The sequence below is a fragment of the Serratia sp. BNK-10 genome, assembly GCF_047456065.1.
GTDB lineage: Bacteria > Pseudomonadota > Gammaproteobacteria > Enterobacterales > Enterobacteriaceae > Serratia > Serratia ureilytica.
Window position 1 is genome coordinate 1047215 of sequence record NZ_CP179894.1, and the last position, 26198, is coordinate 1073412.

General features: G+C 62.5%; 29 protein-coding genes and 1 riboswitch. Of the genes, 19 read left to right on the forward strand and 10 right to left on the reverse strand.

The features are described from left to right. The first annotated feature begins 92 nt into the window (after positions 1-92). Genes modA through modC form a run of 3 tightly spaced genes read left to right on the forward strand, consistent with a single transcriptional unit; the run spans position 93 to position 2620 of the window. Positions 93-866, forward strand: a complete 774-nt coding sequence (modA, locus tag ACMGG9_RS05060; RefSeq protein WP_047025683.1) for a molybdate ABC transporter substrate-binding protein — start codon at positions 93-95, stop codon at positions 864-866. After that, entirely contained in the window at positions 863-1552 is a 690-nt protein-coding gene (gene modB, locus ACMGG9_RS05065; protein WP_033642225.1) for a molybdate ABC transporter permease subunit, read from the forward strand. Before modA ends, modB begins: the two co-directional genes overlap by 4 nt. After that, complete coding sequence (modC, locus tag ACMGG9_RS05070; protein WP_043136662.1) at positions 1553-2620, forward strand: molybdenum ABC transporter ATP-binding protein ModC; 1068 nt, start codon at positions 1553-1555, stop codon at positions 2618-2620. A gap of 31 nt (positions 2621-2651) precedes the next feature. Here the strand turns inward: modC and ACMGG9_RS05075 are convergent, their stop codons facing one another. Next, positions 2652-3470 (reverse strand): pyridoxal phosphatase, encoded by an 819-nt coding sequence (locus ACMGG9_RS05075; RefSeq protein ID WP_414162262.1) that lies wholly within the window; start codon positions 3468-3470, stop codon positions 2652-2654. A 178-nt stretch (positions 3471-3648) separates the two neighbouring features. Here ACMGG9_RS05075 and pgl point away from each other — a divergent pair, with 178 nt between their 5' ends. Further along, positions 3649-4644 (forward strand): 6-phosphogluconolactonase, encoded by a 996-nt coding sequence (gene pgl / locus ACMGG9_RS05080; RefSeq protein WP_170853364.1) that lies wholly within the window; start codon positions 3649-3651, stop codon positions 4642-4644. A gap of 64 nt (positions 4645-4708) precedes the next feature. On the opposite strand, the gene ACMGG9_RS05085 is transcribed toward pgl, so the two are convergent. Together ACMGG9_RS05085 and dmeF are read right to left on the reverse strand one after the other, a co-directional pair. Continuing rightward, the gene (locus tag ACMGG9_RS05085) at positions 4709-5191 is read right to left on the reverse strand and encodes a kinase inhibitor (RefSeq protein ID WP_213587407.1); all 483 of its coding nucleotides are present in this window, start codon (positions 5189-5191) and stop codon (positions 4709-4711) included. Positions 5192-5223: 32 nt separating this feature from the next. After that, positions 5224-6192: a CDF family Co(II)/Ni(II) efflux transporter DmeF gene (gene dmeF, locus ACMGG9_RS05090; RefSeq protein WP_414161948.1), complete on the reverse strand. Its 969-nt coding sequence runs from the start codon at positions 6190-6192 to the stop codon at positions 5224-5226. 78 nt (positions 6193-6270) lie between these two features. On the opposite strand from dmeF, the gene ACMGG9_RS05095 reads away from it, so the two are divergent. Further along, positions 6271-6546, forward strand: a complete 276-nt coding sequence (locus tag ACMGG9_RS05095; protein ID WP_025301915.1) for a metal/formaldehyde-sensitive transcriptional repressor — start codon at positions 6271-6273, stop codon at positions 6544-6546. Positions 6547-6548: 2 nt separating this feature from the next. After that, the gene (locus ACMGG9_RS05100) at positions 6549-6950 is read left to right on the forward strand and encodes a YkvA family protein (protein ID WP_025301916.1); all 402 of its coding nucleotides are present in this window, start codon (positions 6549-6551) and stop codon (positions 6948-6950) included. 4 nt (positions 6951-6954) lie between these two features. Here ACMGG9_RS05100 and bioA read toward each other — a convergent pair whose 3' ends face one another. After that, the gene (gene bioA / locus ACMGG9_RS05105) at positions 6955-8229 is read right to left on the reverse strand and encodes an adenosylmethionine--8-amino-7-oxononanoate transaminase (protein ID WP_033652355.1); all 1275 of its coding nucleotides are present in this window, start codon (positions 8227-8229) and stop codon (positions 6955-6957) included. 88 nt (positions 8230-8317) lie between these two features. Here bioA and bioB point away from each other — a divergent pair, with 88 nt between their 5' ends. The 4 genes from bioB to bioD are packed head-to-tail and all read left to right on the forward strand — an operon-like array spanning position 8318 to position 11924. Beyond that, entirely contained in the window at positions 8318-9355 is a 1038-nt protein-coding gene (gene bioB / locus ACMGG9_RS05110) for a biotin synthase BioB (protein WP_033652413.1), read from the forward strand. Next, the gene (gene bioF, locus ACMGG9_RS05115; protein ID WP_414161949.1) at positions 9355-10506 is read left to right on the forward strand and encodes an 8-amino-7-oxononanoate synthase; all 1152 of its coding nucleotides are present in this window, start codon (positions 9355-9357) and stop codon (positions 10504-10506) included. The genes bioB and bioF overlap by 1 nt, the downstream gene beginning before the upstream one ends. Then, a complete protein-coding gene (bioC, locus tag ACMGG9_RS05120) occupies positions 10490-11257 on the forward strand; it encodes a malonyl-ACP O-methyltransferase BioC (RefSeq protein WP_208061220.1) in 768 nt (255 codons plus the stop codon). Before bioF ends, bioC begins: the two co-directional genes overlap by 17 nt. After that, a complete protein-coding gene (gene bioD, locus ACMGG9_RS05125; protein ID WP_033652358.1) occupies positions 11250-11924 on the forward strand; it encodes a dethiobiotin synthase in 675 nt (224 codons plus the stop codon). Before bioC ends, bioD begins: the two co-directional genes overlap by 8 nt. 24 nt (positions 11925-11948) lie before the next feature. Here bioD and ACMGG9_RS05130 read toward each other — a convergent pair whose 3' ends face one another. Next, positions 11949-12671 carry an ATP-binding cassette domain-containing protein gene (locus ACMGG9_RS05130; RefSeq protein ID WP_033652359.1) on the reverse strand — a complete coding sequence of 241 codons (723 nt, stop codon included), beginning with the start codon at positions 12669-12671 and terminating at the stop codon, positions 11949-11951. Between the two features lie 453 nt (positions 12672-13124). Between ACMGG9_RS05130 and ACMGG9_RS05135 the strand changes: the two genes are divergently transcribed. The 3 genes from ACMGG9_RS05135 to ACMGG9_RS05145 all read left to right on the forward strand — a co-directional run bounded on the left by ACMGG9_RS05135 (position 13125) and on the right by ACMGG9_RS05145 (position 16164). Beyond that, complete coding sequence (locus ACMGG9_RS05135) at positions 13125-13253, forward strand: hypothetical protein (RefSeq protein WP_255326645.1); 129 nt, start codon at positions 13125-13127, stop codon at positions 13251-13253. Positions 13254-13784: 531 nt separating this feature from the next. Next, positions 13785-15797, forward strand: coding sequence for an excinuclease ABC subunit UvrB (uvrB, locus tag ACMGG9_RS05140; protein WP_047025674.1), 2013 nt, complete (start codon positions 13785-13787; stop codon positions 15795-15797). 100 nt (positions 15798-15897) lie between these two features. After that, the gene (locus tag ACMGG9_RS05145; RefSeq protein ID WP_004939783.1) at positions 15898-16164 is read left to right on the forward strand and encodes a VF530 family DNA-binding protein; all 267 of its coding nucleotides are present in this window, start codon (positions 15898-15900) and stop codon (positions 16162-16164) included. Between the two features lie 6 nt (positions 16165-16170). Here ACMGG9_RS05145 and yvcK read toward each other — a convergent pair whose 3' ends face one another. Then, entirely contained in the window at positions 16171-17088 is a 918-nt protein-coding gene (gene yvcK / locus ACMGG9_RS05150) for a uridine diphosphate-N-acetylglucosamine-binding protein YvcK (protein ID WP_033642237.1), read from the reverse strand. A gap of 336 nt (positions 17089-17424) precedes the next feature. Next, positions 17425-17569: riboswitch (molybdenum cofactor riboswitch) on the forward strand. Here yvcK and moaA point away from each other — a divergent pair. The 6 genes from moaA to ACMGG9_RS05180 all read left to right on the forward strand — a co-directional run bounded on the left by moaA (position 17556) and on the right by ACMGG9_RS05180 (position 21118). Continuing rightward, a complete protein-coding gene (moaA, locus tag ACMGG9_RS05155) occupies positions 17556-18542 on the forward strand; it encodes a GTP 3',8-cyclase MoaA (protein ID WP_016928681.1) in 987 nt (328 codons plus the stop codon). (Overlaps the previous riboswitch by 14 nt.) 24 nt (positions 18543-18566) lie before the next feature. Then, the gene (gene moaB, locus ACMGG9_RS05160) at positions 18567-19082 is read left to right on the forward strand and encodes a molybdenum cofactor biosynthesis protein B (protein ID WP_033642238.1); all 516 of its coding nucleotides are present in this window, start codon (positions 18567-18569) and stop codon (positions 19080-19082) included. A 3-nt stretch (positions 19083-19085) separates the two neighbouring features. Then, positions 19086-19565 carry a cyclic pyranopterin monophosphate synthase MoaC gene (gene moaC / locus ACMGG9_RS05165; RefSeq protein WP_025301929.1) on the forward strand — a complete coding sequence of 160 codons (480 nt, stop codon included), beginning with the start codon at positions 19086-19088 and terminating at the stop codon, positions 19563-19565. Further along, entirely contained in the window at positions 19562-19807 is a 246-nt protein-coding gene (gene moaD / locus ACMGG9_RS05170; RefSeq protein WP_004939768.1) for a molybdopterin synthase sulfur carrier subunit, read from the forward strand. The genes moaC and moaD overlap by 4 nt, the downstream gene beginning before the upstream one ends. 2 nt (positions 19808-19809) lie before the next feature. Further along, the gene (gene moaE, locus ACMGG9_RS05175; RefSeq protein WP_072628147.1) at positions 19810-20277 is read left to right on the forward strand and encodes a molybdopterin synthase catalytic subunit MoaE; all 468 of its coding nucleotides are present in this window, start codon (positions 19810-19812) and stop codon (positions 20275-20277) included. Between the two features lie 130 nt (positions 20278-20407). Beyond that, positions 20408-21118, forward strand: a complete 711-nt coding sequence (locus ACMGG9_RS05180; protein ID WP_004939761.1) for a Bax inhibitor-1 family protein — start codon at positions 20408-20410, stop codon at positions 21116-21118. A 70-nt stretch (positions 21119-21188) separates the two neighbouring features. Here the strand turns inward: ACMGG9_RS05180 and ACMGG9_RS05185 are convergent, their stop codons facing one another. From ACMGG9_RS05185 to hlyD, 4 genes are read right to left on the reverse strand one after another with little or no spacing between them, the layout of a single operon-like run. Continuing rightward, positions 21189-22295, reverse strand: a complete 1107-nt coding sequence (locus ACMGG9_RS05185) for an ABC transporter permease (RefSeq protein ID WP_414161950.1) — start codon at positions 22293-22295, stop codon at positions 21189-21191. A 12-nt stretch (positions 22296-22307) separates the two neighbouring features. Continuing rightward, on the reverse strand, positions 22308-23462 hold the full coding sequence (locus ACMGG9_RS05190; protein WP_047025670.1) for an ABC transporter permease: 1155 nt from the start codon (positions 23460-23462) through the stop codon (positions 22308-22310). Then, complete coding sequence (locus ACMGG9_RS05195) at positions 23459-25195, reverse strand: ATP-binding cassette domain-containing protein (protein WP_414161951.1); 1737 nt, start codon at positions 25193-25195, stop codon at positions 23459-23461. The genes ACMGG9_RS05190 and ACMGG9_RS05195 overlap by 4 nt, the downstream gene beginning before the upstream one ends. Positions 25196-25203: 8 nt before the next feature. Continuing rightward, positions 25204-26190 (reverse strand): secretion protein HlyD, encoded by a 987-nt coding sequence (hlyD, locus tag ACMGG9_RS05200; RefSeq protein WP_414161952.1) that lies wholly within the window; start codon positions 26188-26190, stop codon positions 25204-25206. Between the last annotated feature and the right edge of the window lie 8 nt (positions 26191-26198).

Here is a 26198-nt window from a genome sequence, read left to right on the forward strand (position 1 = left end):
CCGATAAACCGCATGACAAGCTTTCGCGCAACGTTATATTATTTTTTATATAACGAAGAGTGATAATGCACGTTAACTTGCGGAGAAAAACAATGAAACAGCAATGGACCCAATGGGTTGGCGGGATCGTGTTGGCATCGGGCCTGGTGACTCAGGCCTCGGCGGCGGAAAAGATCACCGTGTTCGCCGCCGCGTCGCTGACCAACGCGCTGCAGGACATCGCCACCCAGTATCAAAAAGGCAAGGACGTGCAGGTGGTTTCCTCCTTCGCGTCGTCCTCGACGCTGGCGCGCCAAATTGAGCAGGGCGCCCCGGCCGATCTGTTTATCTCCGCCGATCAACAGTGGATGGATTACGCCATCGACAAGCAGCAGATGGTGAAAGACACCCGCTATACGCTGCTGGGCAACGAACTGGTGCTGATCGCCGCCAAGAACGATAAACAACACAAGATCGCCATCGACAAGCAGACCGATTGGGCCACGCTGCTGAACGGCGGCCGCCTGGCGGTGGGCGATCCGGATCACGTGCCGGCCGGCATCTACGCCAAAGAGGCGCTGGAGCATCTGGGCGCCTGGCGCACGCTGGAGCCTAAACTGGCGCGCGCCAACAACGTGCGCAGCGCGATGGCGTTGGTGGAGCGCGGTGAGGCGCCGCTCGGCATCGTTTACGGTTCCGACGCGGTCGCCAGCGACAAGGTGAAAGTGGTGGGCGTGTTCCCGGAAGACAGCCACAAACCGGTTGAATATCCGATGGCGATTGTGAAAGATCGTCAAAATCCGACGGTCAGCGCTTTCTATACCTATTTGAAGAGCCCGGAAGCGGCCGCTATTTTCGAACATTATGGATTCACCCCGCGTAAATGATTCTGAGCGAGTACGAGTGGCAGGCGGTTGAGCTGAGCCTGAAAGTTTCCGGTTTGGCGGTAGTCTGCAGCCTGCCGTTCGGCATTCTGATGGCCTGGGTGCTGGTGCGCTGCCGTTTTCCCGGCAAGGCGCTGCTCGATGGCGTCATTCACCTGCCGCTGGTGCTGCCGCCGGTGGTGGTCGGTTATTTGCTGCTGATCGCCATGGGGCGGCGCGGCGTCATCGGCGAGCGGTTGTACGATTGGTTCGGCTTCAGCTTCAGCTTTAGTTGGCGCGGTGCCGCGCTGGCGTCGGCGGTGGTGGCGTTTCCGCTGATGGTGCGCGCCATTCGGCTGGCGCTGGAGGCAGTGGATACCCGGCTGGAACAGGCGGCGCGCACGCTGGGCGCCAATCCGTGGCGGGTATTTTTCACCATCACGCTGCCGCTGTCGCTGCCCGGCGTCATTGTCGGCGTGGTGCTGGCCTTCGCCCGTTCGCTGGGGGAGTTTGGCGCCACCATTACCTTCGTCTCCAACATTCCCGGTGAAACCCGCACCATTCCGCTGGCGATGTATACGCTGATTGAAACGCCGGGGGCGGAGGCCGCCGCCGCGCGTCTGTGCGTGATCGCCATCGTGCTGTCGCTGGCTTCGCTGATGGTGTCCGAATGGCTGGCCCGCTGGGGCCGCAAACGGATGGGGGTGTAAATGCTGGAGCTGGATTTCTCGCAGCAGCTGGGCGACCTCAATCTCAACGTCCGCGCCGATTTGCCGGCGCAGGGCATCACCGCGATTTTCGGCCTGTCCGGCGCAGGCAAAACTTCATTGATCAACGCCATCGGCGGCCTGACCCGCCTGCAGCAGGGGCGCATCGCGCTTAATGGCCGCACGCTGGTGGATACCGCCGCGGGCCTCTGCCTGCCGCCGGAAAAGCGCCGTATCGGCTATGTATTTCAGGATGCGCGCCTGTTCCCGCACTATCGGGTGCGCGGCAACCTGCAGTACGGCATGGCGGCCGGCATGCGCGCGCAGTTCAACACCATCGTCGAGCTGTTGGGCATCGGGCCGCTGCTCAATCGGCTGCCGCTGACGCTCTCCGGCGGTGAAAAACAGCGGGTGGCGATCGGCCGCGCGCTGCTGACGGCGCCGGAACTGCTGCTGATGGACGAACCGCTGGCCTCGCTCGATCTGCCGCGCAAACGCGAGCTGCTGCCGTATCTGGAGAGGCTGGCGCAGGACGTCAACATCCCTATCCTCTACGTCAGCCACAGCCTGGACGAGATCCTGCGTCTGGCCGAGCAGGTGATGGTGCTGGATCGCGGCGAGGTGCGCGCGTTCGGCGGGCTGGAAGCCGTCTGGGCCAGCAGCGCGCTGCGGCCGTGGCTGCAGCGTGAAGATCAGAGCAGCGTGCTGCGCGTCAGCGTGATTGAGCATCATCAACGCTATGCTATGACCGCGCTGGCGCTCGGCGATCAGCGGCTGTGGGTCAGCGGCATCGACGCCGAATTGGGCACCCAACTGCGCATTCGTATCAACGCCGCCGACGTCTCGCTGGTGCTGCAACCGCCGGTCAACAGCAGCATTCGCAACGTGTTGCCGGCCAAGGTCAGCGAGTGTCTGGACGTGGGCGGGCAGGTGGAAGTGAAGCTGGCGGTCGGGGAACACGTGCTGTGGGCGCGCATCACGCCGTGGGCGCGAGACGAACTGGCGATCCGCCCCGGGCAGTGGCTGTACGCGCAGGTGAAGAGCGTGTCGATCAGCCGCGAGAGCCGCTAAGACAGGCCCTCCCGGCGGGAGGGCGAAAAGACTAGAGTACGCGGGTGCGGATCACCTCGGCGATGCCCGGCTGCAGGTTATCGGCGATCACCAGATCGGCGCGTTCCTTGATCGCGTCATCGGCGTTGCCCATCGCCACGCCCAAACCGACCGCTTCCAGCATGCTGATGTCGTTGTAGTTGTCGCCGAACGCCACCACCTGATCCATGCTCAGTCCCTGCGATTCCACCCATTGGCGCAGGCGCTTGCCTTTGCTGTTGCCGCCTTTGGCGATATCCACCTGATCGTGCCAGGACCATTCGCACGCCAACCCCAGCTCTTTTTCCACCGTGTCGGCAAACTCGCGCAGCGCCGGAATATCGGCGTGCGAGGTGGCGAATTTCCAGATCGCCTGCGCGTCGTCGGCCGCCTGCGCCAGGCTGCTGACCTGCAGCAGCGTCGGGCGCTGCGCCGCAGGCAGGGTTTCGGCCCAGGCCAGCGAGCGAGTCACGTGGCCGCTCGGTTCCTGATACAGCATGGCGTCGTCAACGTACATCAGCCCGTGAATGTCGGTCTGTTTGAGCATCTGCAGCACCTGTTTGGCCTGCTCCTTCGCCAAGGGATCGGCGGCCAGCACCTTTTTCTGCTGAAAATCATACAGGTAAGTGCCGTTGCAACAGATGGCCGGCGTGTCAATCTGCAGCGCCTGGTAGAACGGATGGATGGCGACGTGATGGCGGCCGGTGACCACCACCACCTGGACGCCGGCGGCGCGCGCCTGCGCCAGCGCTTCCAGCGACTGCGGTAAGATGCGTTTTTGATTGTCCAGCAGGGTGCCGTCAAGATCGAGGGCGATGACGCGGTAGCTCATAGGGTTCTCGTTATCGTTAGCCATAAAATTAATCCGATGGTACACCGGATAGCCAATGGAGAAAACCGCGTGAGCTTCCGGTGCTAAGCAGGGTTGCCATGCGACGGATGTGCGGTAAGCTAGGGACAATCGAACGGCCTGAAACCGGTTCCTCTTTTACCCTTTGCAAGGAGAACACATGAAGCAAATCGTTTATGTCGCCAGCCCGGAGAGCCAGCAGATCCACGTCTGGCAGTTGGACGACGCCGGCGCGCTGACGCTGCTGCAAACCGTTGATGTGCCGGGCCAGGTGCAGCCGATGACCCTTCATCCGGACAAGACTCACCTGTACGTCGGCGTGCGTCCGGCGTTCGGCATCGTCAGTTACCGCATCGAGGCGGACGGCACGCTGCAGCAGGCCGGCATGGCGCCGCTGCCGGGCAGCCCGACCCATATCTCCACCGATTTGCAGGGGCGTTACCTGTTCTCCGCTTCCTACAGCGGCAACTGCGCCAGCATCAGCCCGATCGGCCACGACGGCGTGGTCACGGCGCCGATCCAACAGATCGACGGCCTGAGCGCGCCGCACTCCGCCAACATCGATCCGACCAACCAGCTGGTGCTGGTACCGTGTCTGAAAGAAGACCGCATCCGTCTGTTCAACCTGAGCCTGGCGGGCCAGCTGACGCCGCACGCGCAGGACGCGGTGGATATCGCCGCCGGCGCCGGTCCGCGCCATATGGCGTTCCACCACAACGACAAGTTCGCTTATTGCGTCAACGAGCTGAACGGCACGGTGGACGTGCTGGCCATTTCGGAAAACGGCGGCAAATACACCATGACGCAAACGCTGGATATCATGCCGGACGATTTCGACGGCACCCGCTGGGCGGCGGACATTCATATCACGCCGAACGGCCGCTTCCTGTACACCAGCGATCGCACCGCCAGCATTCTGACCCTCTTCAGCGTCTCCGAAGACGGCGGCACGTTGAGCGTGGTCGGCTATTATCCGACCGAAGCGCAACCGCGCGGTTTCAATATCGATCACAGCGGCCGCTTCGTGATTTCGTCCGGCCAGAAGTCCGATCACATCGCGGTGCATGAAATTGATCAGGCCAGCGGTCAGCTGACTATGTTGGCGCGTTATCCGGTGGGCAAAGGCCCGATGTGGGTAAGCGTGCTGGCGAAGTAATTCGGCGGGCAGAGCAGAAAAGCGCGGTTCGGTTGAGCCGCGCTTTTTTATGGGCGGAGATCAATCAGTTGAACATCACCGTCAGCGTGGCGCTGCCGAGGCTGTGGAAATGCACGTTAAAGCCCACCAACGCGCCGCTGGAACTTTCATCCACCTCAATGCTTTCCACGTCCAGCGCATGCACGGTGAACTGATAGCGGTGGCGTTCGCCATTCGGCGGCGCGGCGCCGCCGTAACCGGCCGAGCCGAAGTCGGTACGGGTTTGCAGCGCGGCGCTCGGCAGCGGCGCTTTGCCGGAGCCTGCGCCCTGCGGCAGCTCGCGCACGTCGGCCGGAATATTGGCCACCACCCAGTGCCACCAGCCGGAGCCGGTCGGGGCATCGGGATCGTACAGGGTGACGACGAAGCTTTTGGTGCCGGCGGGCACGCCGTCCCAGGCCAGGTGCGGCGACAGGTTATCGCCGCGGTAGCCCATGCCGTTGAAGACCTGCGTCTGCGGCATTGTGCCGCCGTCCTGCAGATCGTTGCTGTACAAACGAAAAGCCATAATGACTCCCAGTTGTCGATAAACGCGGACCCTTAAGCTAGATCTTTTCGGTGGAACAATACAACCCCTTGCGCCAGCGGCGGACGGTTGATCTCGACGGTGACATGCACCAGTTCGGGATGCGCGGCCAACAGTTGGCGCACCCGATCGGCGGTGAGGGTACGATCGGCGCTGCTCAGGGCGAGGACGCAATGATATTTTCCTTTGCCGATGCGGCCTACATGCAAATCGGTCAGCGTGAGCGCGTGGCCGGAAGCGGCCAGGGCTTGGCGGATCTCTTGCGCCACCGGGGCGTCCATTTCGGCATCCAGCAAAATCTTTCCGCTATCGCGCATCAGGCTATAGGCCCAGGCGGCCACCATCACCGCGCCGACGATGCCCATCAGCGGATCGAGCCAGGCGGCGCCCCAAAGCTTGCCGCCGAACAGCGCGACGAGCGCCAGCACCGAGGTGGCGGCGTCGGCGAGCACGTGAACATAGGCGGAACGCAGGTTGAGGTCATGATGAGTGTCGTCGTGGTCATCCCCGTGATGATGATGGTGGCCGCCACCGCGCAACAGCCAGGCGCAGAGCAGGTTGACGGCCAGCCCGATCGCGCCGATGGCGATGGCTTCGTTGTAATGAATCGGGCTGGGATTCAGCAGCCGCTGCCCAGACTGAAACAGCATCAGCGCCGCCACCAGCACCAACAACACCGCGCTGGTGTAACCGGCCAGCACTTCGATCTTCCAGGTGCCGAGGCTAAAGCGGCGATCCTTGGCCAGCCGGCGTGCGGCGCCGTAAGCCAGCATCGACAGGCCCAGGGCCAGCGCGTGCGAACTCATGTGCCAGCCGTCGGCCAGCAATGCCATCGAGTTAAACAGCCAGCCGCCGGCGATCTCGATAGCCATCATACTGGCGGTGAGTATCACCGCCCATCTGGTGTTTCTTTCGGCCAATGGGTTACCATCGTCAAAAACGTGGCTGTGCTCGCGGTGCAAAACGGGCGCGTAAGACGTCATGGTGAAGTTCCTCAGCAAAAGATAGTGTGCTGAAATATACTATACCCCAGTATAGTAAATAACAATCAGGCGGAAATGATGAGCCATACCCACAGAGATCAAAAGAAGCTGTTGGCGCGGGTGCGCCGCATTAAAGGGCAGGCCGAAGCGCTGGAACGCGCGCTGGAGAGCGGCGGCGAATGTTCGGCTGTTCTGCAGCAGATCGCGGCGGTGCGCGGCGCGGTCAACGGTCTGATGGCGCAGGTGCTGGAAGGGCATGTGCGCGAACATCTGGCTGCCGCGGACGCTACGCCGCAGCAGCGCGAGCAGGACATCGAGCAATTGATGACCGTTTTACGTTCTTATATGAAGTAATCATGATTTCACTGAAAAAACGCACGCCGTGGTTCGGCTGGCTGCGCCGTTGGGCCAAAGGCATCAAGCGCGATATCTACGCGCTGTGGCTGGCCGCCCGTGATAAGCGCACCCCGTGGTACGCCAAGCTGATCGCGCTGCTGGTCGCCGGCTATGCGATCTCACCGATCGATCTGATCCCGGATTTTATTCCGGTGCTGGGCTATCTGGACGATGTGATCATCGTGCCGTTGGGCATCATGTTGGCGGTGCGGCTGATCCCCAAACCGCTGATGGCCGAGCTGCGCGAGAAGGCGCAAAAGCGCGTCGATAATCCCACCGGCCGCATGGCGGCGGCGATGATCATTTTACTGTGGCTGCTGTGTTTGGGATTGCTGGCCCGCTATCTGGACCAGCATTGGTAAGGCATTAACGCGCGACGGCGGCGACGGCGGCGGTCAGGCGGCTGAGCTGGTCCGCTTCGATGATGTAAGGCGGCATCAGGTAAATCAGCTTGCCGAACGGCCGGATCCATACCCCGCGCTCGACGAACCCGCGCTGCAGCTCGGCGACATCCACCGGTTCGCGCATCTCCACCACCCCAATCGCGCCCAGCACCCGCACGTCGGCCACCTTCGGCAGCGCCGCCAACGGCAACAGTTCCCGCTTCAACTGGGTTTCGATGGCGCTCACCTGCGCCTGCCAGCGATTTTCCGCCAGCAGCGCCAGACTGGCGTCCGCCACGGCGCAGGCCAGCGGATTGCCCATAAAGGTCGGCCCGTGCATAAAGCAGCCGGCCGCGCCGTTGCTGATGGTCTCCGCCACATGGCGGGTAGTCAAGGTGGCGGAAAGGGTCATATAGCCGCCGGTCAGCGCCTTGCCCAGACAGAGAATGTCCGGCACCACCTGCGCGTGCTCGCAGGCGAACAGCTTGCCGGTGCGGCCGAAACCGGTGGCGATCTCGTCGGCGATCAGCAGCACCTGATGGCGATCGCACAGCTCGCGCACCCGCTTGAGATAGGTCGGATGGTAGATGCGCATGCCGCCGGCGCCTTGCACCACCGGTTCCAGGATCACCGCCGCCACTTCACCGGCGTGCTGCTCCAGCAGCGCGGCGAACGGCGCGATATCCTCTTCACGCCATTCCTCGTCGAAGCGGCACTGCGGCGCGGTGGCGAACAGGTGCGGCGCCAAATACCCCTGATAAAGGCTGTGCATCGAGTTGTCCGGATCGCAGACCGACATCGCGCCGAAGGTATCGCCGTGATAGCCGTGGCGCAGCGTCAGGATGCGCTGCCGGCGCTCGCCGCGCGCCTGCCAGTACTGCAGCGCCATTTTCAGCGACACTTCTACCGCCACCGAACCAGAGTCCGCCAGGAACACGCACTGCAGCGCTTCCGGCGTCATTTCCACCAGCCGACGGCACAACGAGATAGCGGCCGGATGGGTAATGCCGCCGAACATCACGTGCGACATCTTCTCCAACTGCTGGCTGGCGGCCTGATTCAGGCGCGGATGGTTGTAACCGTGGATCGCCGCCCACCAGGAGGACATGCCGTCCACCAGACTCCGGCCGTCCGCCAGCTGCAGTTCGACGCCGCTGGCCGATTCGATCGGGTAACAGGGTAACGGGCGGCTCATGGAGGTGTAGGGGTGCCAGATATGGCGTTGGTCAAACGCCAGGTCGGAAGCGGTGACAGACATTATTGTAAACCAAATTGGATTAAGATTGGTTGACAGTATATCCACAATATTTAAACTGGCGACACTTTTTCGTTTTGGAGACGCCATGATGGCCGACCGCATTCACTGGACAGTAGGGCAAGCCCAGGCCCTGTTTGATAAACCGCTGCTGGAACTGCTGTTCGAAGCGCAAACCGTACACCGCCAGCACTTCGACCCGCGTCAGGTGCAGGTCAGCACGCTGCTGTCGATCAAGACCGGCGCTTGCCCGGAAGACTGCAAATACTGCCCGCAGAGCTCACGCTACAAGACCGGCCTGGAGTCGGAGCGGCTGATGCAGGTCGAGCAGGTGCTGGAATCGGCGCGCAAGGCCAAGGCGAACGGTTCGACCCGTTTTTGCATGGGCGCGGCGTGGAAGAACCCGCACGAGCGCGATATGCCTTATCTGCAGCAAATGGTGCAGGGCGTGAAAGCGATGGGCATGGAAACCTGCATGACGCTGGGCACATTGGATGGCACCCAGGCCGAGCGGCTGGCGGAGGCCGGGCTGGATTACTACAACCATAACCTCGACACCTCGCCGGAGTTCTACGGCAACATCATCACCACCCGCAGCTATCAGGAGCGCCTGGATACGCTCGACAAGGTGCGCGACGCCGGCATCAAAGTGTGCTCCGGCGGCATCGTCGGGCTGGGTGAAACGGTGCGCGATCGCGCCGGGCTGCTGGTGCAGCTGGCCAACCTGCCAAAACCACCGGAGAGCGTGCCGATCAACATGTTGGTGAAGGTGAAAGGCACGCCGCTGGCGGATAACGATGACGTCGATCCGTTTGATTTCATCCGCACCATCGCGGTGGCGCGCATCATGATGCCATCTTCTTATGTCCGTCTCTCAGCAGGCCGCGAACAGATGAACGAACAGACGCAGGCGATGTGCTTCATGGCCGGCGCCAACTCGATCTTCTACGGTTGCAAGCTGCTGACCACGCCGAATCCGGAAGAAGACAAAGACCTGCAGCTGTTCCGCAAGCTGGGGCTCAACCCGCAGCAGACCGCCACCGAACACGGCGACAACCAGCAACAGCAGGTGCTGGCCAAGCAACTGCTGAACGCCGATACCGCCGAGTTTTACAACGCGGCGCCGTGATGAACTGGCAGCAACGCATCGAGCAGGCGCTGACTGAGCGGCGCCTGAACGCCGCCTATCGCCGGCGACAAACCACCGAGGGCGGCAACGGCCGCCAGATCCGGCTCGGCGATCGTCTCTATCTGAACTTCTCGGGCAACGACTACCTGGGGCTGAGCCAGGATACGCGGGTGATCGCCGCCTGGCAGCAGGGCGCGCAGCGTTACGGCGTCGGCAGCGGCGGTTCGGGTCACGTGACCGGTTTTAGCGCGGCGCATCAGGTGCTGGAAGAGCAACTGGCGGCGTGGCTCGGCTATCCGCGCGCGCTGCTGTTCATCTCCGGCTACGCCGCCAACCAGGCGGTGCTGGCGGCGTTGATGCAAAAGGGCGATCGCATTTTGGCCGATCGTCTCAGCCATGCCTCGCTGCTGGAGGCGGCGGCGCAGTCGCCGGCCGAGCTGCGCCGGTTCCAGCACAATCAACCGCAGGCCTTGGCGGATCTGCTGGCCAAACCCTGCGACGGGCAGCGGCTGGCGGTGACCGAAGGGGTGTTCAGCATGGATGGCGACGGCGCGCCGTTGGCGGAGCTGCATCGCTTAACCCGTGCGGCGGGCGCCTGGCTGATGGTGGATGACGCCCACGGCATCGGCGTGCGCGGTGAGCAAGGCCGCGGCAGCTGCTGGCAGCAGGGCGTGCGGCCTGAACTGCTGGTGGCGACCTTCGGCAAGGCGTTCGGCGTCAGCGGCGCGGCGGTGCTGTGCGATGAGGTGACCGCCGAGTATCTGCTGCAGTTCGCCCGCCATCTGATCTACAGCACCGCGATGCCGCCGGCGCAGGCCTGCGCGCTGCAGGCGGCGCTGGTCTGCATTCGCGAGGGCGATGATCTGCGCGCCCGGCTGCAGGACAACATTCGGCGTTTCCGCCAGGGCGCGGCGCCGCTGGCGCTGACCCTGACGGATTCCGACACCGCCATCCAGCCGCTGCTGGTGGGGGATAATCAGCGCGCGCTCGATCTGGCGACCCGCCTGCGCGAGTGCGGCCTGTGGGTGAGCGCCATCCGTCCGCCGACGGTGCCCCCGGGCGGCGCGCGGCTGCGCATTACCCTGACGGCGGCGCATCAGCCGCAGGATATCGATCGCCTGCTGGAGGTGCTGAATGACGTCAGCCAATGACACAGTGAACAAACAGGCGGTCGCCTCGGCCTTCAGCCGCGCGGCCGGCAGCTACGATGCCGCCGCCGAGCTGCAGCGTGACGTTGGCGAGCGCTTACTGGGGATGGGGAGTTCCCACCCGGGCGAACAGCTGCTGGACGCCGGCTGCGGCACCGGCTATTTCAGCCGTATGTGGCGTGAGCGCGGCAAACAGGTGACCGCGCTCGATTTGGCGCCGGGCATGCTGGACGTCGCCCGCCAACGGCAGGCGGCGCATCATTATCTGCTGGGTGATATCGAACAGGTGCCGCTGCCCGATGCGGCGATGGACATCTGTTTCAGCAGCCTGGTGGTGCAGTGGTGCAGCGATCTGCCTGCCGCGCTGGCGGAGCTGTATCGCGTGACCCGTCCCGGCGGCGTGATCCTGTTTTCCACGCTGGCGGCGGGCTCGCTGCAGGAATTGGGGGACGCCTGGCAACAGGTGGACGGCGAACGTCACGTGAACGCCTTTTTGCCGTTGACGCAGATCCGCACCGCCTGCGCCGCCTATCGACACGAGCTGGTGACGGAGTTGCGCATCCTGAACTACCCGGACGTGATGACGCTGATGCGTTCGCTCAAGGGCATCGGGGCGACGCATTTGCATCAGGGGCGCGAGGGCGGCCTGATGTCGCGTGGCCGCCTCGCCGCGCTGCAGGCGGCTTACCCGTGCCGGCAGGGGCAGTTCCCGCTCAGCTATCATCTGGCTTATGGAGTGATTTATCGTGAGTAAACGTTGGTTCGTGACCGGCACCGACACCGAAGTGGGGAAAACCGTCGCCAGCAGCGCCTTGCTGCAGGCCGCCAACCGGGCGGGCTACCGCAGCGCCGGCTATAAGCCGGTGGCCTCCGGCAGCGAGATGACCGCCGAGGGGCTGCGCAACGGCGACGCGCTGGCGCTGCAGGCCAACAGCGGCGTGGCGCTCCGTTACGACGAAGTGAACCCTTACGTATTTGCCGAACCGACCTCGCCGCATATCGTCAGCGCCGATGAAGGCCGGCCGATCGACGCGGCGCGGCTGTCCGACGGCCTGCGCCGGCTGGAGCAGCGCGCCGACTGGGTGCTGGTCGAGGGGGCCGGCGGGTGGTTTACCCCGTTGTCGGCGGAGTACACCTTCGCCGACTGGGTGCGGCAAGAGCAACTGCCGGTGATCCTGGTGGTGGGCATCAAGCTGGGCTGCATCAACCACGCGGTGCTGACGGCCCAGGCGGTGCAACAGGCCGGGCTGACGCTGGCCGGTTGGATCGCCAACGACGTGGCGCCGCCGGGGCGGCGGCATCAGGAATACCTGGCTACGCTGCGCCGTATGCTGCCCGCGCCGCTGCTGGGCGAAATCCCGCACCTGCCGCAGGCCGAACGGGCGCCGCTGGGGCAGTATCTGGATATCAGTCTGCTATAAATTTCCATGAGGGGGTTCTCTCCCTCATTCTCCTTCCGATCCCGCCAGCCCGGCGCCGATCAGCGCCTCATCCAGCTGCGCCAGCGCGCCGTGCGCCACGGTGCGCCCGCTATCGAGCAGACAAAAACGATCCGCCACCCGGCGCACGAACGGCAGCTGATGCTCTACCAGCAAAATGGTCATGCCCAACTCATAGTTGAGCCTGCGGATCACGTTGCCGATGTCGGCGGCGATCGAGGGCGGTACGCCCGTCGTCGGTTCGTCGAGGATCAGCAGTGCCGGCTCCTGCGCCAGCGCACGACCAATCGCCAACTGGCGTTGAGCGCCTTCGCACAGATCGCCGGCGCGGCGGGTGCGCATCTGGCGCAAATTGGGAAACAGGCTGTAGATCAGCGGCGGAATGCGGTAAGGGGCGCCGCGCACGGCCATCTGCGCCACTTGCAGATTCTCTTCCACGCTCAGCTGCGAGAAGAGTTGCCGCCCTTGCGGGACGTGGCTGATGCCGAGTGCGGCGCGGCGCTCCATCGGTTGCAGCAGCAGGTTTTGCGGCGGCTGATCCGCCGGCTGCCAGGTCATGCTGCCGCTCACCACCGGCAAATGCCCCATGATGCAGTTGACCAGCGTGGTCTTGCCCACGCCGTTGCGCCCGAGCAGCACGGTGCACTGGCCGCGCGGCAGCTCCAGGTTGATGTCCCACAGGGTATGATTTTGCCCGTAAAATTGATTGACCGATCTCAGACTCAGCATGTGGCATTCTCCTCATAGACATAGGCGCCCGTTCCACTCGTTGGTGGGGTGCTGCAAAGGCCGCATTGGCGGTTGATTTCCCGAGTGTGGCAATGTCCGGAACAAAATGCCGTCCCTCCGATTCACCTGAGCAATGTCTGCGGTGGACGGAAAGACAGTCAATATGTCGTGAAAAACGACGTTTATGACGACTTGGTGTCGTTCTCGCGCTTTTACGAGGCATAGCCAGGCGGCGGTTGCACGCCGCATTCGGCAGCGCATTATGCTGTCGCGCCTCGTTCGCACGTGGGAAGATAAAGCAACTCCCAGGCCAGTTTTGCCACTGGCCGAAAAGGGGGAGTGTTATCGCTTTGTTAACCGCCTGTCAGGCCCGACGCGCTCTGCCACGGCGGCCTGAAAATACGCCGGGAAGTTAACCCGGACGTTTTTTGCACTCTTGTGGTGCTCTCCGGCGTGGGCGTGGTGCAAGGCGTTGCGCCGCCGTCAAGCGCGATCGGCGTGAAAGGGGGCAATGCGATTTTGGCAATGGGGATTTTTAGTATTAATCGGCATAAACAAAGCGATATTTTTATGAAAAAATAACTAAAAAAGCCATTTTGGCGAGTGTAAAGGGCGAAAAGCTTTCTTTCTGTAACTCCCGCCACGGGCGGGGCGGTGAGAGTTATCCACTATTCCTGTGGATAACCTTGTGCATTAGATTTAGAAAAACGCTGTAAAGCGAGAGCCGACGCGGGTTCTGTTCGCTTTGTCCGCAATCTCGTCTTTTTATTAAAACTATTAATTATCAATAAATTAACTAAAATCAAGACACCAGGGCATTGATCGGGTTTCTATGTGTGATTTTTCGCCGCGGTGCTATCAATAAGTTAATTTTCGGCAAGTTCTGGGGATAAATCTGTTATTGACAATAAAAATGTCACCCCGCTGTAACCTCACGGTGCAACGGCGTTGCCGCGCTGCCGGGCGCAGCGACGAATCCGCTTGAAGCTGGTTTTATATCCAGTATCATGGACACTGGCGCAAATCGCCGACACTTTCCATAATTAGGGGCCACGTCCGGCGTAGAGCCGGCTGGCCGCCTGAGCGCGCGCATCTCCACAGGGTAGCCGAGCAATGAGTAAACTTTTCAAACTGCATTCTGATTTCAAACCGGCCGGCGATCAGCCGGAAGCCATCCGCAAACTGGAAGAGGGGTTGGAAGACGGCCTGGCGCACCAGACGCTGCTGGGGGTAACCGGCTCGGGAAAAACGTTCACCATCGCCAACGTGATAGCCGATCTGAATCGGCCGACCATGGTGCTGGCGCCGAACAAGACGTTGGCGGCGCAGCTGTACGGCGAGATGAAAGAGTTTTTCCCGGAGAATGCGGTGGAGTACTTCGTCTCCTACTACGACTACTACCAGCCGGAGGCCTACGTGCCCAGCTCCGACACCTTCATTGAAAAAGACGCTTCGGTGAATGAGCACATCGAGCAGATGCGCCTTTCCGCCACCAAGGCGCTGCTCGAGCGGCGCGACGTGGTGGTGGTGGCGTCGGTGTCGGCGATCTACGGCCTGGGCGATCCGGATCTTTACCTGAAGATGATGCTGCACCTGACCAAGGGCATGATCATCGATCAGCGCTCCATTTTGCGCCGGCTGGCGGAGCTGCAGTATTCCCGCAACGATCAGGCTTTCCAGCGCGCCACCTTCCGCGTGCGCGGCGAGGTGATCGACATCTTCCCGGCAGAGTCGGACGAGCTGGCGCTGCGCGTCGAGCTGTTCGACGACGAAGTGGAGCGGCTGTCGCTGTTCGATCCGCTGACCGGGCAGATTGAGCAGGTGGTACCGCGTTTTACCATCTACCCGAAGTCGCACTACGTGACGCCGCGCGAGCGGATCATTCAGGCGATGGAAGAGATCAAGGTCGATCTGGCGGACCGCCGCAAGGTGCTGTTGGCCAACAACAAGCTGCTGGAAGAGCAGCGCCTGACGCAGCGCACCCAGTTCGATCTGGAGATGATGAACGAGCTGGGTTACTGCTCGGGCATCGAAAACTACTCGCGCTACCTTTCCGGGCGCGCCGAGGGCGAGCCGCCGCCGACGCTGTTCGATTACCTGCCGGCGGACGGCCTGCTGGTGGTCGACGAATCCCACGTCACCATTCCGCAAATCGGCGCGATGTTCAAGGGCGACCGCGCGCGCAAGGAAACGCTGGTGGAGTACGGTTTCCGCCTGCCGTCGGCGCTGGACAACCGCCCGCTGCGCTTCGAGGAGTTCGAGGCGCTGGCGCCGCAGACCATCTATGTCTCCGCCACGCCGGGCAAATATGAGCTGGAGAAATCCGGCGGCGATCTGATCGACCAGGTGGTGCGCCCGACCGGGCTGCTGGATCCGATCGTGGAAGTGCGGCCGGTCGCCACTCAGGTGGACGATTTGCTCTCCGAGATCCGCAAGCGTGCGGCGATCAACGAGCGCGTGCTGGTGACCACCCTGACCAAACGCATGGCGGAAGACCTGACCGAATACCTGGAAGAGCATGGCGAGCGCGTGCGCTACCTGCACTCGGATATCGACACCGTGGAACGCGTCGAAATCATTCGTGACCTGCGTCTGGGCGAGTTTGACGTGCTGGTGGGCATCAACCTGCTGCGTGAGGGGCTCGACATGCCTGAGGTGTCGCTGGTGGCGATTCTGGACGCCGACAAGGAAGGTTTCCTGCGTTCCGAACGTTCGCTGATCCAGACCATCGGCCGCGCGGCGCGTAACCTGAACGGCAAGGCGATCCTGTATGGCGATCGCATCACCGATTCGATGGCCAAAGCGATCGGTGAAACCGAGCGGCGGCGCGCCAAGCAGCAGGCTTACAACGAAGCCAACGGCATCGTGCCGCAGGGGCTGAACAAGAAGATCGGCGACATTCTGCAGATTGGCCAGCCGGTCAACCGCGCCAAGGGTAAAGGCAGGGGCAAGGCGGCGGACAGCGACGCTCAGCTGCAGAACCTCACGCCGAAAGCGCTGGATCAGAAAATCCGCGATCTGGAAGCGCAGATGTATACCCATGCGCAAAATCTGGAGTTCGAGCAGGCGGCTGCGCTGCGCGACGAGATCCACCAGCTGCGCGAGCAGTTCATCGCGATTTCCTGACCGTTGGACGGCGCCCGCGCTGTGGGCGTCAAAATTCCTTGTCGGCCGCGTCAAAGCTGTTATGGTGTGCGGCCCGATTTGACCACGAAGAGTACCGAACATGAGCCAACACCAGTCTAAAGACCCGCTGCACGGCGTGACGCTGGAGCAACTGCTGAATAAACTGGTGGATCACTACGGTTGGTCCGAGCTGGGTGCGCGCATTCGCATCAACTGCTTCCGCAGCGATCCGAGCATCAAGTCCAGTCTGAAATTTTTGCGTCGCACGCCCTGGGCGCGTAAAGAGGTGGAAGATCTGTATATCGATATGGTCAGCCATCCCGCCCCAGCCAGCGATAATCCCTGGCTGCGCGGGCGAGACGGTTAAATTCGGTCAGCGGCGGTCGGCCAGCTCCACCAGCGCTTGATCCAGCGCCTGGCGCAGCAGCTGGCGATCGTGGCGATAAGGGATGTCGCTCGCTTCCAGCGGTTGCTGAATCACCACCCGATCCTGCACTTCACTGGCGTCCACCGCCGGGCCGACGATCAGCGCATCGATCATCCGGCGGCCGATCTTCTCTTCCATCAGCGTCAGCTTATCCTTTAACGACAGCGCCGCGGCGGCCACGCTCAGCTCGCGGCCGAGGTTGCCGATATAGATCATGCTGGCGCTGCTGCGGCGCAGCGCCTGGGTGAGATCGTCGAGCAGCAGCAGCGGCATCAGGCTGGTGAGAAAACTGCCCGGCCCAATCAGGATCACGTCGGCCTGCGCGATGGCGTCCAGCGCTTCGCGCGTGGCGTTGACCGGGGGAGACAGCATCAGCTCCTGCGGCATATGAGTCAGTTGGTCAACATTCACTTCACCGTAAACATGGTTGCCTTCGTGATCGTGCGCCATCAAATCCACCGGCTGTTCCGACATCGGGATCAACGCCGCGTCCACCTTCAACAGGCTGCGCACCAGGTTGATCGCTTCCAGCGGGCGCACGCTCAGATGATCCAGCGCTTTCAACATCAGGTTGCCGAGGTTATGGCCGGCCAGTTCGCCGTTGCCGCTGAAGCGGTATTCGAACATCGCCGAGGCGACGCTCGGCTCGGTGATCAGCTGGTTGAGACAGTTGCGGGTATCGCCCCAGGCTATACCGCCTTCCGAACGGCGGATGCGGCCGGTGGAACCGCCGTTGTCGGTGGTGGTAACGATGCCGGTCAGGCGGGAGCCTAAGGACGACAGGGCCGACATCACACGGCCCAGGCCGTGTCCGCCGCCCAACGCCACCACGCGGTCGAGATCGGCCAGGGTACGATTACGCATAAATTTCCTTACAAAGGGGCTGAACTGCCCGCATAAGGTAGCGGATCCGGCGTAAAAACGCGATATACCCGTTATCCTTGACGTTGCCTCTGGGGTGAGCGCGCTTGCCGTCGGGAGGCGACGCCCATTATTTAGGGGATAAAGAGTGCCATTTGCGTGATTCTGGTCAATTCGCCCTCGTAAGCGATGTTTATCATGGTTTACCCGATTACGCGGCGTCTAAAAACGCTGTATAGACAGTTATATAGCGAATTAACGCGTTGGCTATCGTTGCCGATTAGCGCTAGAATTCTGCTGAAAACCACGGTTTCATTCCGGCTACTCAAGGTAGCGGGAAGAGAAATCAAACTCCTAGCCCCTGTGCCTACGTTGTTCATCCGGAACGATATGGCGCCTGGGCCGTGGCGAAGTCAGCCACCAGGGTGCAGAGGGGAAACGCTCGCATCTCCCGACTTTGGAAAGGTGTTATGGTACCGCAACTCATTGATGCTTATGAGCGCAAGTTCTATTACCTGCGCTTGTCGATCACCGACGTGTGCAACTTTCGTTGCACCTACTGTCTGCCCGACGGCTACAAGCCGAGCGGCAGCCCGAAAAGCTTCCTGTCGCTGGATGAAATCCGCCGCGTCAGCCGCGCGTTCGCCGAACTGGGCACCGAAAAGGTGCGCCTGACCGGCGGCGAGCCTTCGCTGCGCCGCGACTTTACCGAGATCATCGCCGCCGTGCGGGAAAATCCGGCCATCCGCACGTTGGCGGTCACCACCAACGGCTACCGTCTGGCGCGCGACGTCGCCGCCTGGCGTGACGCCGGTCTGACGGCGATCAATGTCAGCATCGACAGTCTGGATCCCCGCCAGTTTCACGCCATTACCGGTCAGGACAAGTTCCGCCAGGTGATGGACGGCATCGACGCTGCCTTCAGCGCCGGTTTCAGCAAGGTCAAGGTCAACGCCGTGCTGATGCGCGACGTCAATCACCAGCAACTCGGCGCGTTTCTCGCCTGGATCAAGGATCGGCCGATCCAGCTGCGCTTTATCGAACTGATGGAAACCGGCGAGGGGGGCGAACTGTTTCGCAAACACCACGTTTCTGGCGAAGTGATTCGCCTGCAGCTGGAGCAGCAGGGTTGGCAGCGCCAGGCGCGCGGCCGCAGCGACGGCCCGGCGCAGGTGTTCAGCCACCCGGACTACCAGGGTGAGGTGGGTCTTATCATGCCGTATGAAAAAGACTTCTGTGCCAGCTGCAACCGGCTGCGCGTTTCTTCCATCGGCAATCTGCATCTGTGCCTGTTCGGCGAGCAGGGGGTGCCCCTGCGCGATCTGCTGGCGGACGACGGCCAGCTCGACGCGCTGAAGGCGCGCATTCAGAGCGGGCTGCTGAGCAAGAAGCAGACCCATTTCCTGCATCAGGGTAACAGTGGGATCACCCAGAACCTGTCGTTTATCGGCGGCTGACAGCCAATAGGAGCTTATTGAACCATGAGCCATGCGAGCAGCGAGTTTATTCCGGCGCATATCGCCATCCTGACCGTGTCCGACAGCCGCGGCGCGGCGGAAGACACCTCCGGCCAATATCTGCAGGAAGCGGCGCAGGAAGCCGGCCATCAGGTGGTGGATCGCGCCATCGTCAAAGATGACATTTACCAGATCCGCGCACGGGTTTCCGCGTGGATCGCCGATGACAACGTGCAGGCGGTGCTGATCACCGGCGGCACCGGTTTTACCGCGCGCGACAACACGCCGGAAGCGCTGTTGCCACTGTTCGACAGAGAGGTGGAAGGGTTCGGCGAACTGTTCCGCATGGTGTCGTACGAAGAGATCGGTACCGCGACGATCCAGTCGCGCGCGCTGGCCGGCCTGGCCAACCGCACGGTGATTTTCGCCATGCCGGGCTCCACCCGCGCCTGCCGCACCGCCTGGGAGCGGATTATCGAAGAGCAGTTGGACGCGCGCCATCGCCCGTGCAACTTCCAGCCCCATTTGAAGAAGCCCTGAGTCATGACACAGCTAACCCACATTAACGCCGCCGGCGAAGCCCATATGGTCGACGTTTCCGCCAAGGCCGAAACGGTGCGCGAGGCGCGCGCCGAAGCCTTCGTCGACATGTTGCCCGCCACGCTGGCGATGATCGTCGACGGCAGCCATCACAAGGGCGACGTGTTCGCCACGGCGCGCATCGCCGGCATTCAGGCGGCCAAACGCACCTGGGAACTGATCCCGCTGTGCCACCCGCTGATGTTGAGCAAGGTCGAAGTGCAGCTGGAGGCGCAAACGGAGCACAGCCGGGTGCGTATTGAAACCTGCTGCCGGCTGACCGGCAAAACCGGCGTCGAGATGGAAGCGCTGACCGCCGCCTCGGTGGCGGCATTGACCATCTATGACATGTGCAAAGCGGTACAGAAAGACATGGTGATCGGCCCGGTGCGCCTGCTGGCGAAAAGCGGCGGCAAATCCGGCGATTTTAAGGTGAACGCATGATCGATATTCTTTTCTTCGCGCAGGTGCGCGAACTGGTGGGCACCGGCGCGCTGTCGATGCCGGCGGATTACCCGACCGTCGAGGCGCTGCGCCAGGCGCTGTGCGCGCGCGGCGATCGCTGGGCGCTGGCGCTGGAGTCCGGCAAACTGCTGGCGGCGGTCAATCAGTCGCTGGTGGCGGCGGATCACCCGCTGCGCGCCGGCGATGAAGTGGCCTTCTTCCCGCCGGTTACCGGGGGGTAAGCATGGAAAACACCCGCATTCGCGTGGGCGAAGCGCCGTTCAACGTCGGCGACGAGTATCAGTGGCTGGCGCAGTGCGACGCCGACGGCGCGGTGGTGACCTTCACCGGCAAGGTGCGCAACCATAACCTCGGGGACGACGTCAGCGCGCTGACGCTGGAACACTACCCCGGCATGACCGAGAAGGCGCTGGCGGAGATCGTGGCCGAGGCGCGCAGCCGTTGGCCGCTGGAGCGCGTGACGGTGATCCACCGCGTCGGCGCGCTGTATCCCGGCGACGAGATCGTGTTCGTCGGCGTGACCGGCGCGCACCGCGGCATGGCGTTCGCCGCCAGCGAGTTCATCATGGACTACCTGAAGACCCGCGCGCCGTTCTGGAAGCGCGAAGCGACCGGCCAGGGCGATCGTTGGGTGGACGCTCGCGACAGCGATCGTCAGGCCGCGCAGCGCTGGCATGACGCGGCTAAATAACGCCTCAACAGCGGAAACAAATCAAGACCTTTGCCGCTTTCGCGCGGCCTATTCTGTGGTACGCTTATAGCAGGCGAAGCCCCGTTTACGGGGCTTCGGAATCTTGTTTACAACGCAAAAGGTAACCGTCATGGACCGATATCCACGCTCTAATGGTTCAATCGTCGAACGTGCCAACAGCGGCATTCAGGCCTACATGGCGCAGGTTTACGGCTGGATGACCTGCGGTCTGCTGCTGACGGCGTTCGTTTCCTGGTATGCGGCCAATACGCCCGCGATCCTCAACTTCATCTTCTCCAGCCAGATCACCTTCTTCGGTCTGATCATCGCCCAGTTGGCGCTGGTGTTCGTGATTTCCGGCATGGTCAACCGCCTGAGCGGCGCGGTGGCCACCTCGCTGTTCATGCTGTACTCGGCGCTGACCGGGCTGACGCTGTCGAGCATCTTCATCGCGTACACCTACAGCTCGATCGCCAGCACTTTCGTAGTCACCGCCGGCATGTTCGGTGCCATGAGCCTGTACGGCTACACCACCAAACGCGATCTGAGCGGCTTCGGCAGCATGTTGTTCATGGCGCTGATCGGCATCGTGCTGGCTTCGCTGGTGAACATCTGGCTGAAAAGCACCGCGCTGATGTGGGCGATTACCTACATCGGGGTGGTGGTGTTCGTCGGCCTGACCGCGTACGACACGCAGAAACTCAAGGCGATGGGCGAGCAGCTGAACGCCGATGATAAAGACGGCTTCCGCAAGTACGCCATCGTCGGCGCGCTGACGCTGTATCTCGACTTCATCAACCTGTTCCTGATGTTGCTGCGCATCTTCGGCAACCGCCGCTAAATCCGTCGTCTTTCATGCCTTAGGGTATCTGGCGATCAAAAAGCTCTGCATGTGACATGCAGAGCTTTTTTTATGCGATCTTGCGGCGGAACAGCGCGTAGGCAGCGCTGCCGGTGGTGGCGGTGATCACCAGCAGCGGCCACAGGCTGCGCCAGATAATGCTGAAGCTGGCGTCCTTCAGGTAGATCTGCTTGGTGATGTCGGTGAAGTGGCGTATCGGATTCACCCAGGTCAGATCCTGCAGCCACACCGGCATATTCTCCACCGGCGAGACATACCCCGAGAGCAGGATCGCCGGCATCATGAACACGAACACGCCGATAAACGCCTGCTGCTGAGTGGCGCACAGCGACGAGATCAGCAGGCCGAAACCGACCAGCGACAGCCCGTAGATCAACATGGTGGCGTAGAACAGCAGCAGCGATCCGGCGAACGGGATCTGATACAGGAAGATGCCGATCAACAGCACGATGCTGGCCTGGAAGCTGGCGACGATCAGCGCCGGCACCGCCTTGCCGATAAAGATCTGCCAGGTGGTGAGCGGCGAGACCAGCAGCTGTTCCAGCGTGCCCTGTTCACGTTCGCGCGCCACCGACAGCGAGGTGACGATCAGCACGCCGATGGTGGTGATCATGGCGATCAGCGACGGTACCACGAACCATTTGTAGTCCAGATTCGGGTTATACCAGTTGCGTACCACCAGTTCGCTGTTGTTGGGTTTCGCGCGCTTGCCGAGCAGCTCGTTCTGATATTCCTGCACGATCTGCTGCACGTAGTTGGCGGCGATCTGCGCGCTGTTGGAGTTGCGCCCGTCGAGCAGCAGCTGCAGCGGCGCGGTGTTGCCGGTGGCGATATCGCGCGAGAACTGCGCCGGGAAGCGGATCAGCAGCAGCGCCTGCTGGTTGTCGATGGTGGTCTTTATCTCCTGCGGATTGCGCAGCAGCAGGACATGGGAGAAGGCTTTGGCCTTGGCGAAGCGTTGGGTCAGCTCTACCGAGGCCTGGCCGCTGTCCTCGCTGTAGACCGCGATGGTGGCGTTGGTGACTTCCAGCGTCGCGGCGAACGGGAACAGCAGCACCTGCAGGATCACTGGCATGATTAAAATGGCGCGGGTTTGCGGATCGCGCAGCAGCGCCTGCATTTCCTTGATGATGAGCGTCAACAGACGATGAAACATCGCTCTTTCTCCTCAATCCAGCCGGCGCTGGGTTTTCCAGGCCGTCAGGCCGATGAACACCACGGCGGAAGCGATCAGGAACAACAGATTGATCAGCAGCACGGTGCCGACGTTGCCCGCCAGGAACAGCGTTTGCAGCGTGCTGACGAAGTAACGCGCGGGAATGATGTAGGTCACCGCGCGTACGATGGCCGGCATGCTGTCGATCTGGAAGATGAAGCCGGACAGCATGATCGACGGCAGGAAGGCGGCGTTCAGCGCCACCATCGCCGCATTGAACTGGTTGCGGGTGAGGGTGGAGATCAGCAGGCCCATGCCGAGGGTGCTGGCGAGGAACAGGCTGCTGATCAGCAGCAGGATCGGCAGCGAACCGCGATAGGGCACGCCGAGCACCCAGACCGCCACCGCCATGCACAGCGCCATGGCGATCATGCCGAGGAAGTAATACGGGATCAGCTTGGAGAGCAGCAGCTCGCTGCGCGTCACCTGGGTGGAGAGCAGGGCTTCCATGGTGCCGCGCTCCCATTCGCGGGCGATCACCAGCGAGGTGAGAATGGCGCCGATCACCGTCATGATGATGGTGATGGCGCCGGGAATGATGTAGTGCCGGCTGATGGCCGCCGGGTTGAACCAGTAGCGCATCTGTACGTCAATCAGCGGCTTGTCGTTGCTTCCACGATCGGCGGCGCGCTGCTGCTGCCAAACTTGCCATACGCCCTGGGCATAGCCCTGCACGAAGTTGGCGGTATTCGGCTCGCTGCCGTCGGTGATCACCTGGATGGGGGCGCTGTCGTGCGGGCGCGCCATGCGCTGGTCGAAATCCACCGGGATCACCACCAGGCCGCGGATCGTGCCGGCCTGCATCTGCTGGATCAGCTGCTGGCGGTTGTCGCTGATGGTCGGTTCGATATAGGGCGAACCGGCGAACGCCTGGGCCAGATCGCGCGCGTCTTCGCTCTGTTGCTCCATCAGAATGCCCAGATGCAGCTTGCTGGAGTCCAGGTTGATGCCGTAGCCGAAGATAAACAACAGCATCAGCGGGATGACGAAGGCGATCAGGCCGCTGCTGGGATCGCGCAGTATTTGCCGCGTCTCCTTCAGGCACAGCGCGCGCAGTCGGCGCCAGGAGAAGCCGCCGTCGTCGATTGGGGCTCGGTTGTCGCTCACCGCGGTTCCTCCTCGTCGTAGCCCTGCACCAGTTCGATAAACGCCTGTTCCATCGAGGGGTTGGGGTTGTCGTCGCGCGCTACCTGTTGTTTGAGATCGTCCGGCGTGCCGGCGGCGATGATCTTGCCGCGATACACCAGGCCGATGCGGTCGCAGTATTCCGCCTCGTCCATAAAGTGGGTGGTCACCATCACCGTGACGCCCTTGTCGACCATGCCGTTGATGTGCAGCCAGAACTCGCGCCGCGTCAGCGGATCGACACCGGAGGTCGGTTCGTCGAGGAACAGAATATCCGGTTCGTGCATCAGCGCGCAGGCCAGCGCCAGGCGTTGCTTGAAGCCGAGCGGCAGGGCATCCGGCGTCTGATCGAGGATCGGCGCGAAGTTGAAGGCGCGGGACATCTCGTCGATTTTGTCGCGCTGCGCCTTGCCGCTCAGGCCGTAGACGCCGGAGAAGAACTTCAGGTTCTGCGCCACCGTCAGGTTGCCGTACAGCGAGAATTTTTGCGCCATGTAGCCGAGGCGTTGGCGCGCCTTGCCGGAACTGGTCTTCAGATCCATCCCCAGCACCAGCGCCTTGCCGCCGGACGGCACCAGCAGGCCGCACATCATTTTGAAGGTGGTGGACTTGCCGGCGCCGTTCGGGCCGAGCAGGCCGAAGATTTCGCCGCGCCGTACCTGAAAATCGACGTGATCGGTGGCGGCGAAATCGCCGAATTTCTTGGTCAACTGCACCGCTTCGATCACCGTTTCACCGCTTTTGCCGTCAACGGTCGGCATGATCTCCGCCAGCGCCGAGCGATGGTTGGGGCCGCCGCCGAGCAGATCGATAAACGCATCCTCGAAGCGCGGATCCGCTTCGCCCAGTTCGGCGTCCGGCAGATCCAGCGTCTGCAGCAGCTGCCGATGATCTTCGCCTTCTTTCAGGATCAGGCGCAGGTACTTGCCCTGGATCACGCCGTCGGTGACCGCCGGCAGGCAGATCGCCCGCTGCAGCAACGATCGATGGCTGCCGGGCGGCGCGGCGATCAATACCGTGCGTCCGGCCATGCGCTGGGTCAGATCCTGCGGCGCGCCGCTGAACAGCAGCTCGCCCTCGTTGAGCAGCAGCACTTCGCGACACTGCTCGGCCTCGTCGAGATAAGAGGTGCTCCACAGGATCAACATGCCGTCATTGGCAAGCTCGTGCACCATGCGCCACAGCTCGCGGCGCGAGATCGGATCGACGCCGACGCCCGGTTCGTCCAGCAGCAGCACCTGGGGTTCGCCCACCAGCGTGCAGGCCAGTCCCAGTTTTTGCTTCATGCCGCCGGACAGCTTGCCCGCCAGACGCTCGGTGAAGCGGGTCAGATCGGTGAATTTCAGCAGCCGTTCGAAGGTCTGGCGGCGAAGATCGCCGGTGACGCCGCGCAGATCGGCGTACAGCGTCAGGTTCTCCATCACCGTCAGATCCTCATACAGCCCGAACTTCTGCGGCATGTAGCCGAGGATCGCATGCAGTTGGCGATCCTGGCCGATCGGATCCAGCCCGGCGACCCGCAGTTTGCCGCTGCTTGGCTTCAGCAGCCCGGCCAGCATGCGCAGCAGGGTGGTTTTGCCGGCGCCGTCCGGGCCGACCAGCCCGATGACCGCGCCGCTGCGCAGGGTGGTGGTCAGGCTGGCGACCGCCGGTTTCTCAAGCGACGGGAAGCGCTTTTCCAGCCCTTCCAACTCGATGGTGTGCGCCTGTTCCATGGCCAGCCTCAGGGTTTGGCGAAGCGCAGGGTGACCGGCATGCCCTGACGCAGCGCATCGTCGGCGTCGGTGACGATCACCCGCAGGCGATACACCAGATCGGTGCGCAGATCCGGCGTTTCAACGCTTTTCGGCGTGAATTCCGCGGTCGGCGAGACGAAACCGATCTTGCCGTGGTAAGGCTTGCCGGGGCGGCCGTCGGTGTAGATCTCCAGCTCGGTGCCGGGCACCGCCTGGTTCAGGCTGGTTTCGTTGACGTAGGCGCGCACCCACACCGGCCGGGTCAACGACAGGGTGAACACCGTGCCGCCGGCGCCGAGCATGGTGCCCGGCTCTACCGCACGGGTCAGCACCGTGCCGGCGGAAGGGGAGAGCAGCGTGGCGTCTTGCAGGTTCAATTGCGCCTGCGCCAACGCCGCTTCGCTTTGCGCCACCTCGGCCTTGGCCTGTTCAATTTCTTGCGGGCGGTTGCCGCTGCGGTATTGCGACAGTTTGTCTTTCGCCGCTTGCAGGTTGGCCCGCGCCTGGTTGCGGGCGGTGCGCGCATCCTCCAGCGCGTCGGCGGAGGTGGCGTTTTTCGCCCACAGCCCTTGCTGGCGCTTCAGGAAACTGTCGGCGTAGGCGAAAGCGGACTGGCGCTGCGCCATTTCTGACTGCACCTGGGCTATCTCTTCGCTGCGATAGCCGGCCTGCAGCAGCGACAGTTTGGCGCGCGCGCTGCCGACGTTGGCTTCGGCCTGTTGCAGCGCGTTGCGGTAGGGAGCATCGTCCAGCTTGCCGAGCAGCTGGCCCGGCTGAACGGTATCGCCTTCATCCACCTTCAGCGACGCCAGGCGGCCGTCGACGCGAAAGCCGAGGTTGACCGTGCGGATATCGACGTTGCCGTACAGCGTCAGCGGCTGCTCTTGCTGCTGTTGGTAATGCCATACCCCGTAAGCGACGGCCGCGATCAGCAGAATCAACAACACGATCAAGGCACTGCGTTTTTTGTTCATAACACTCC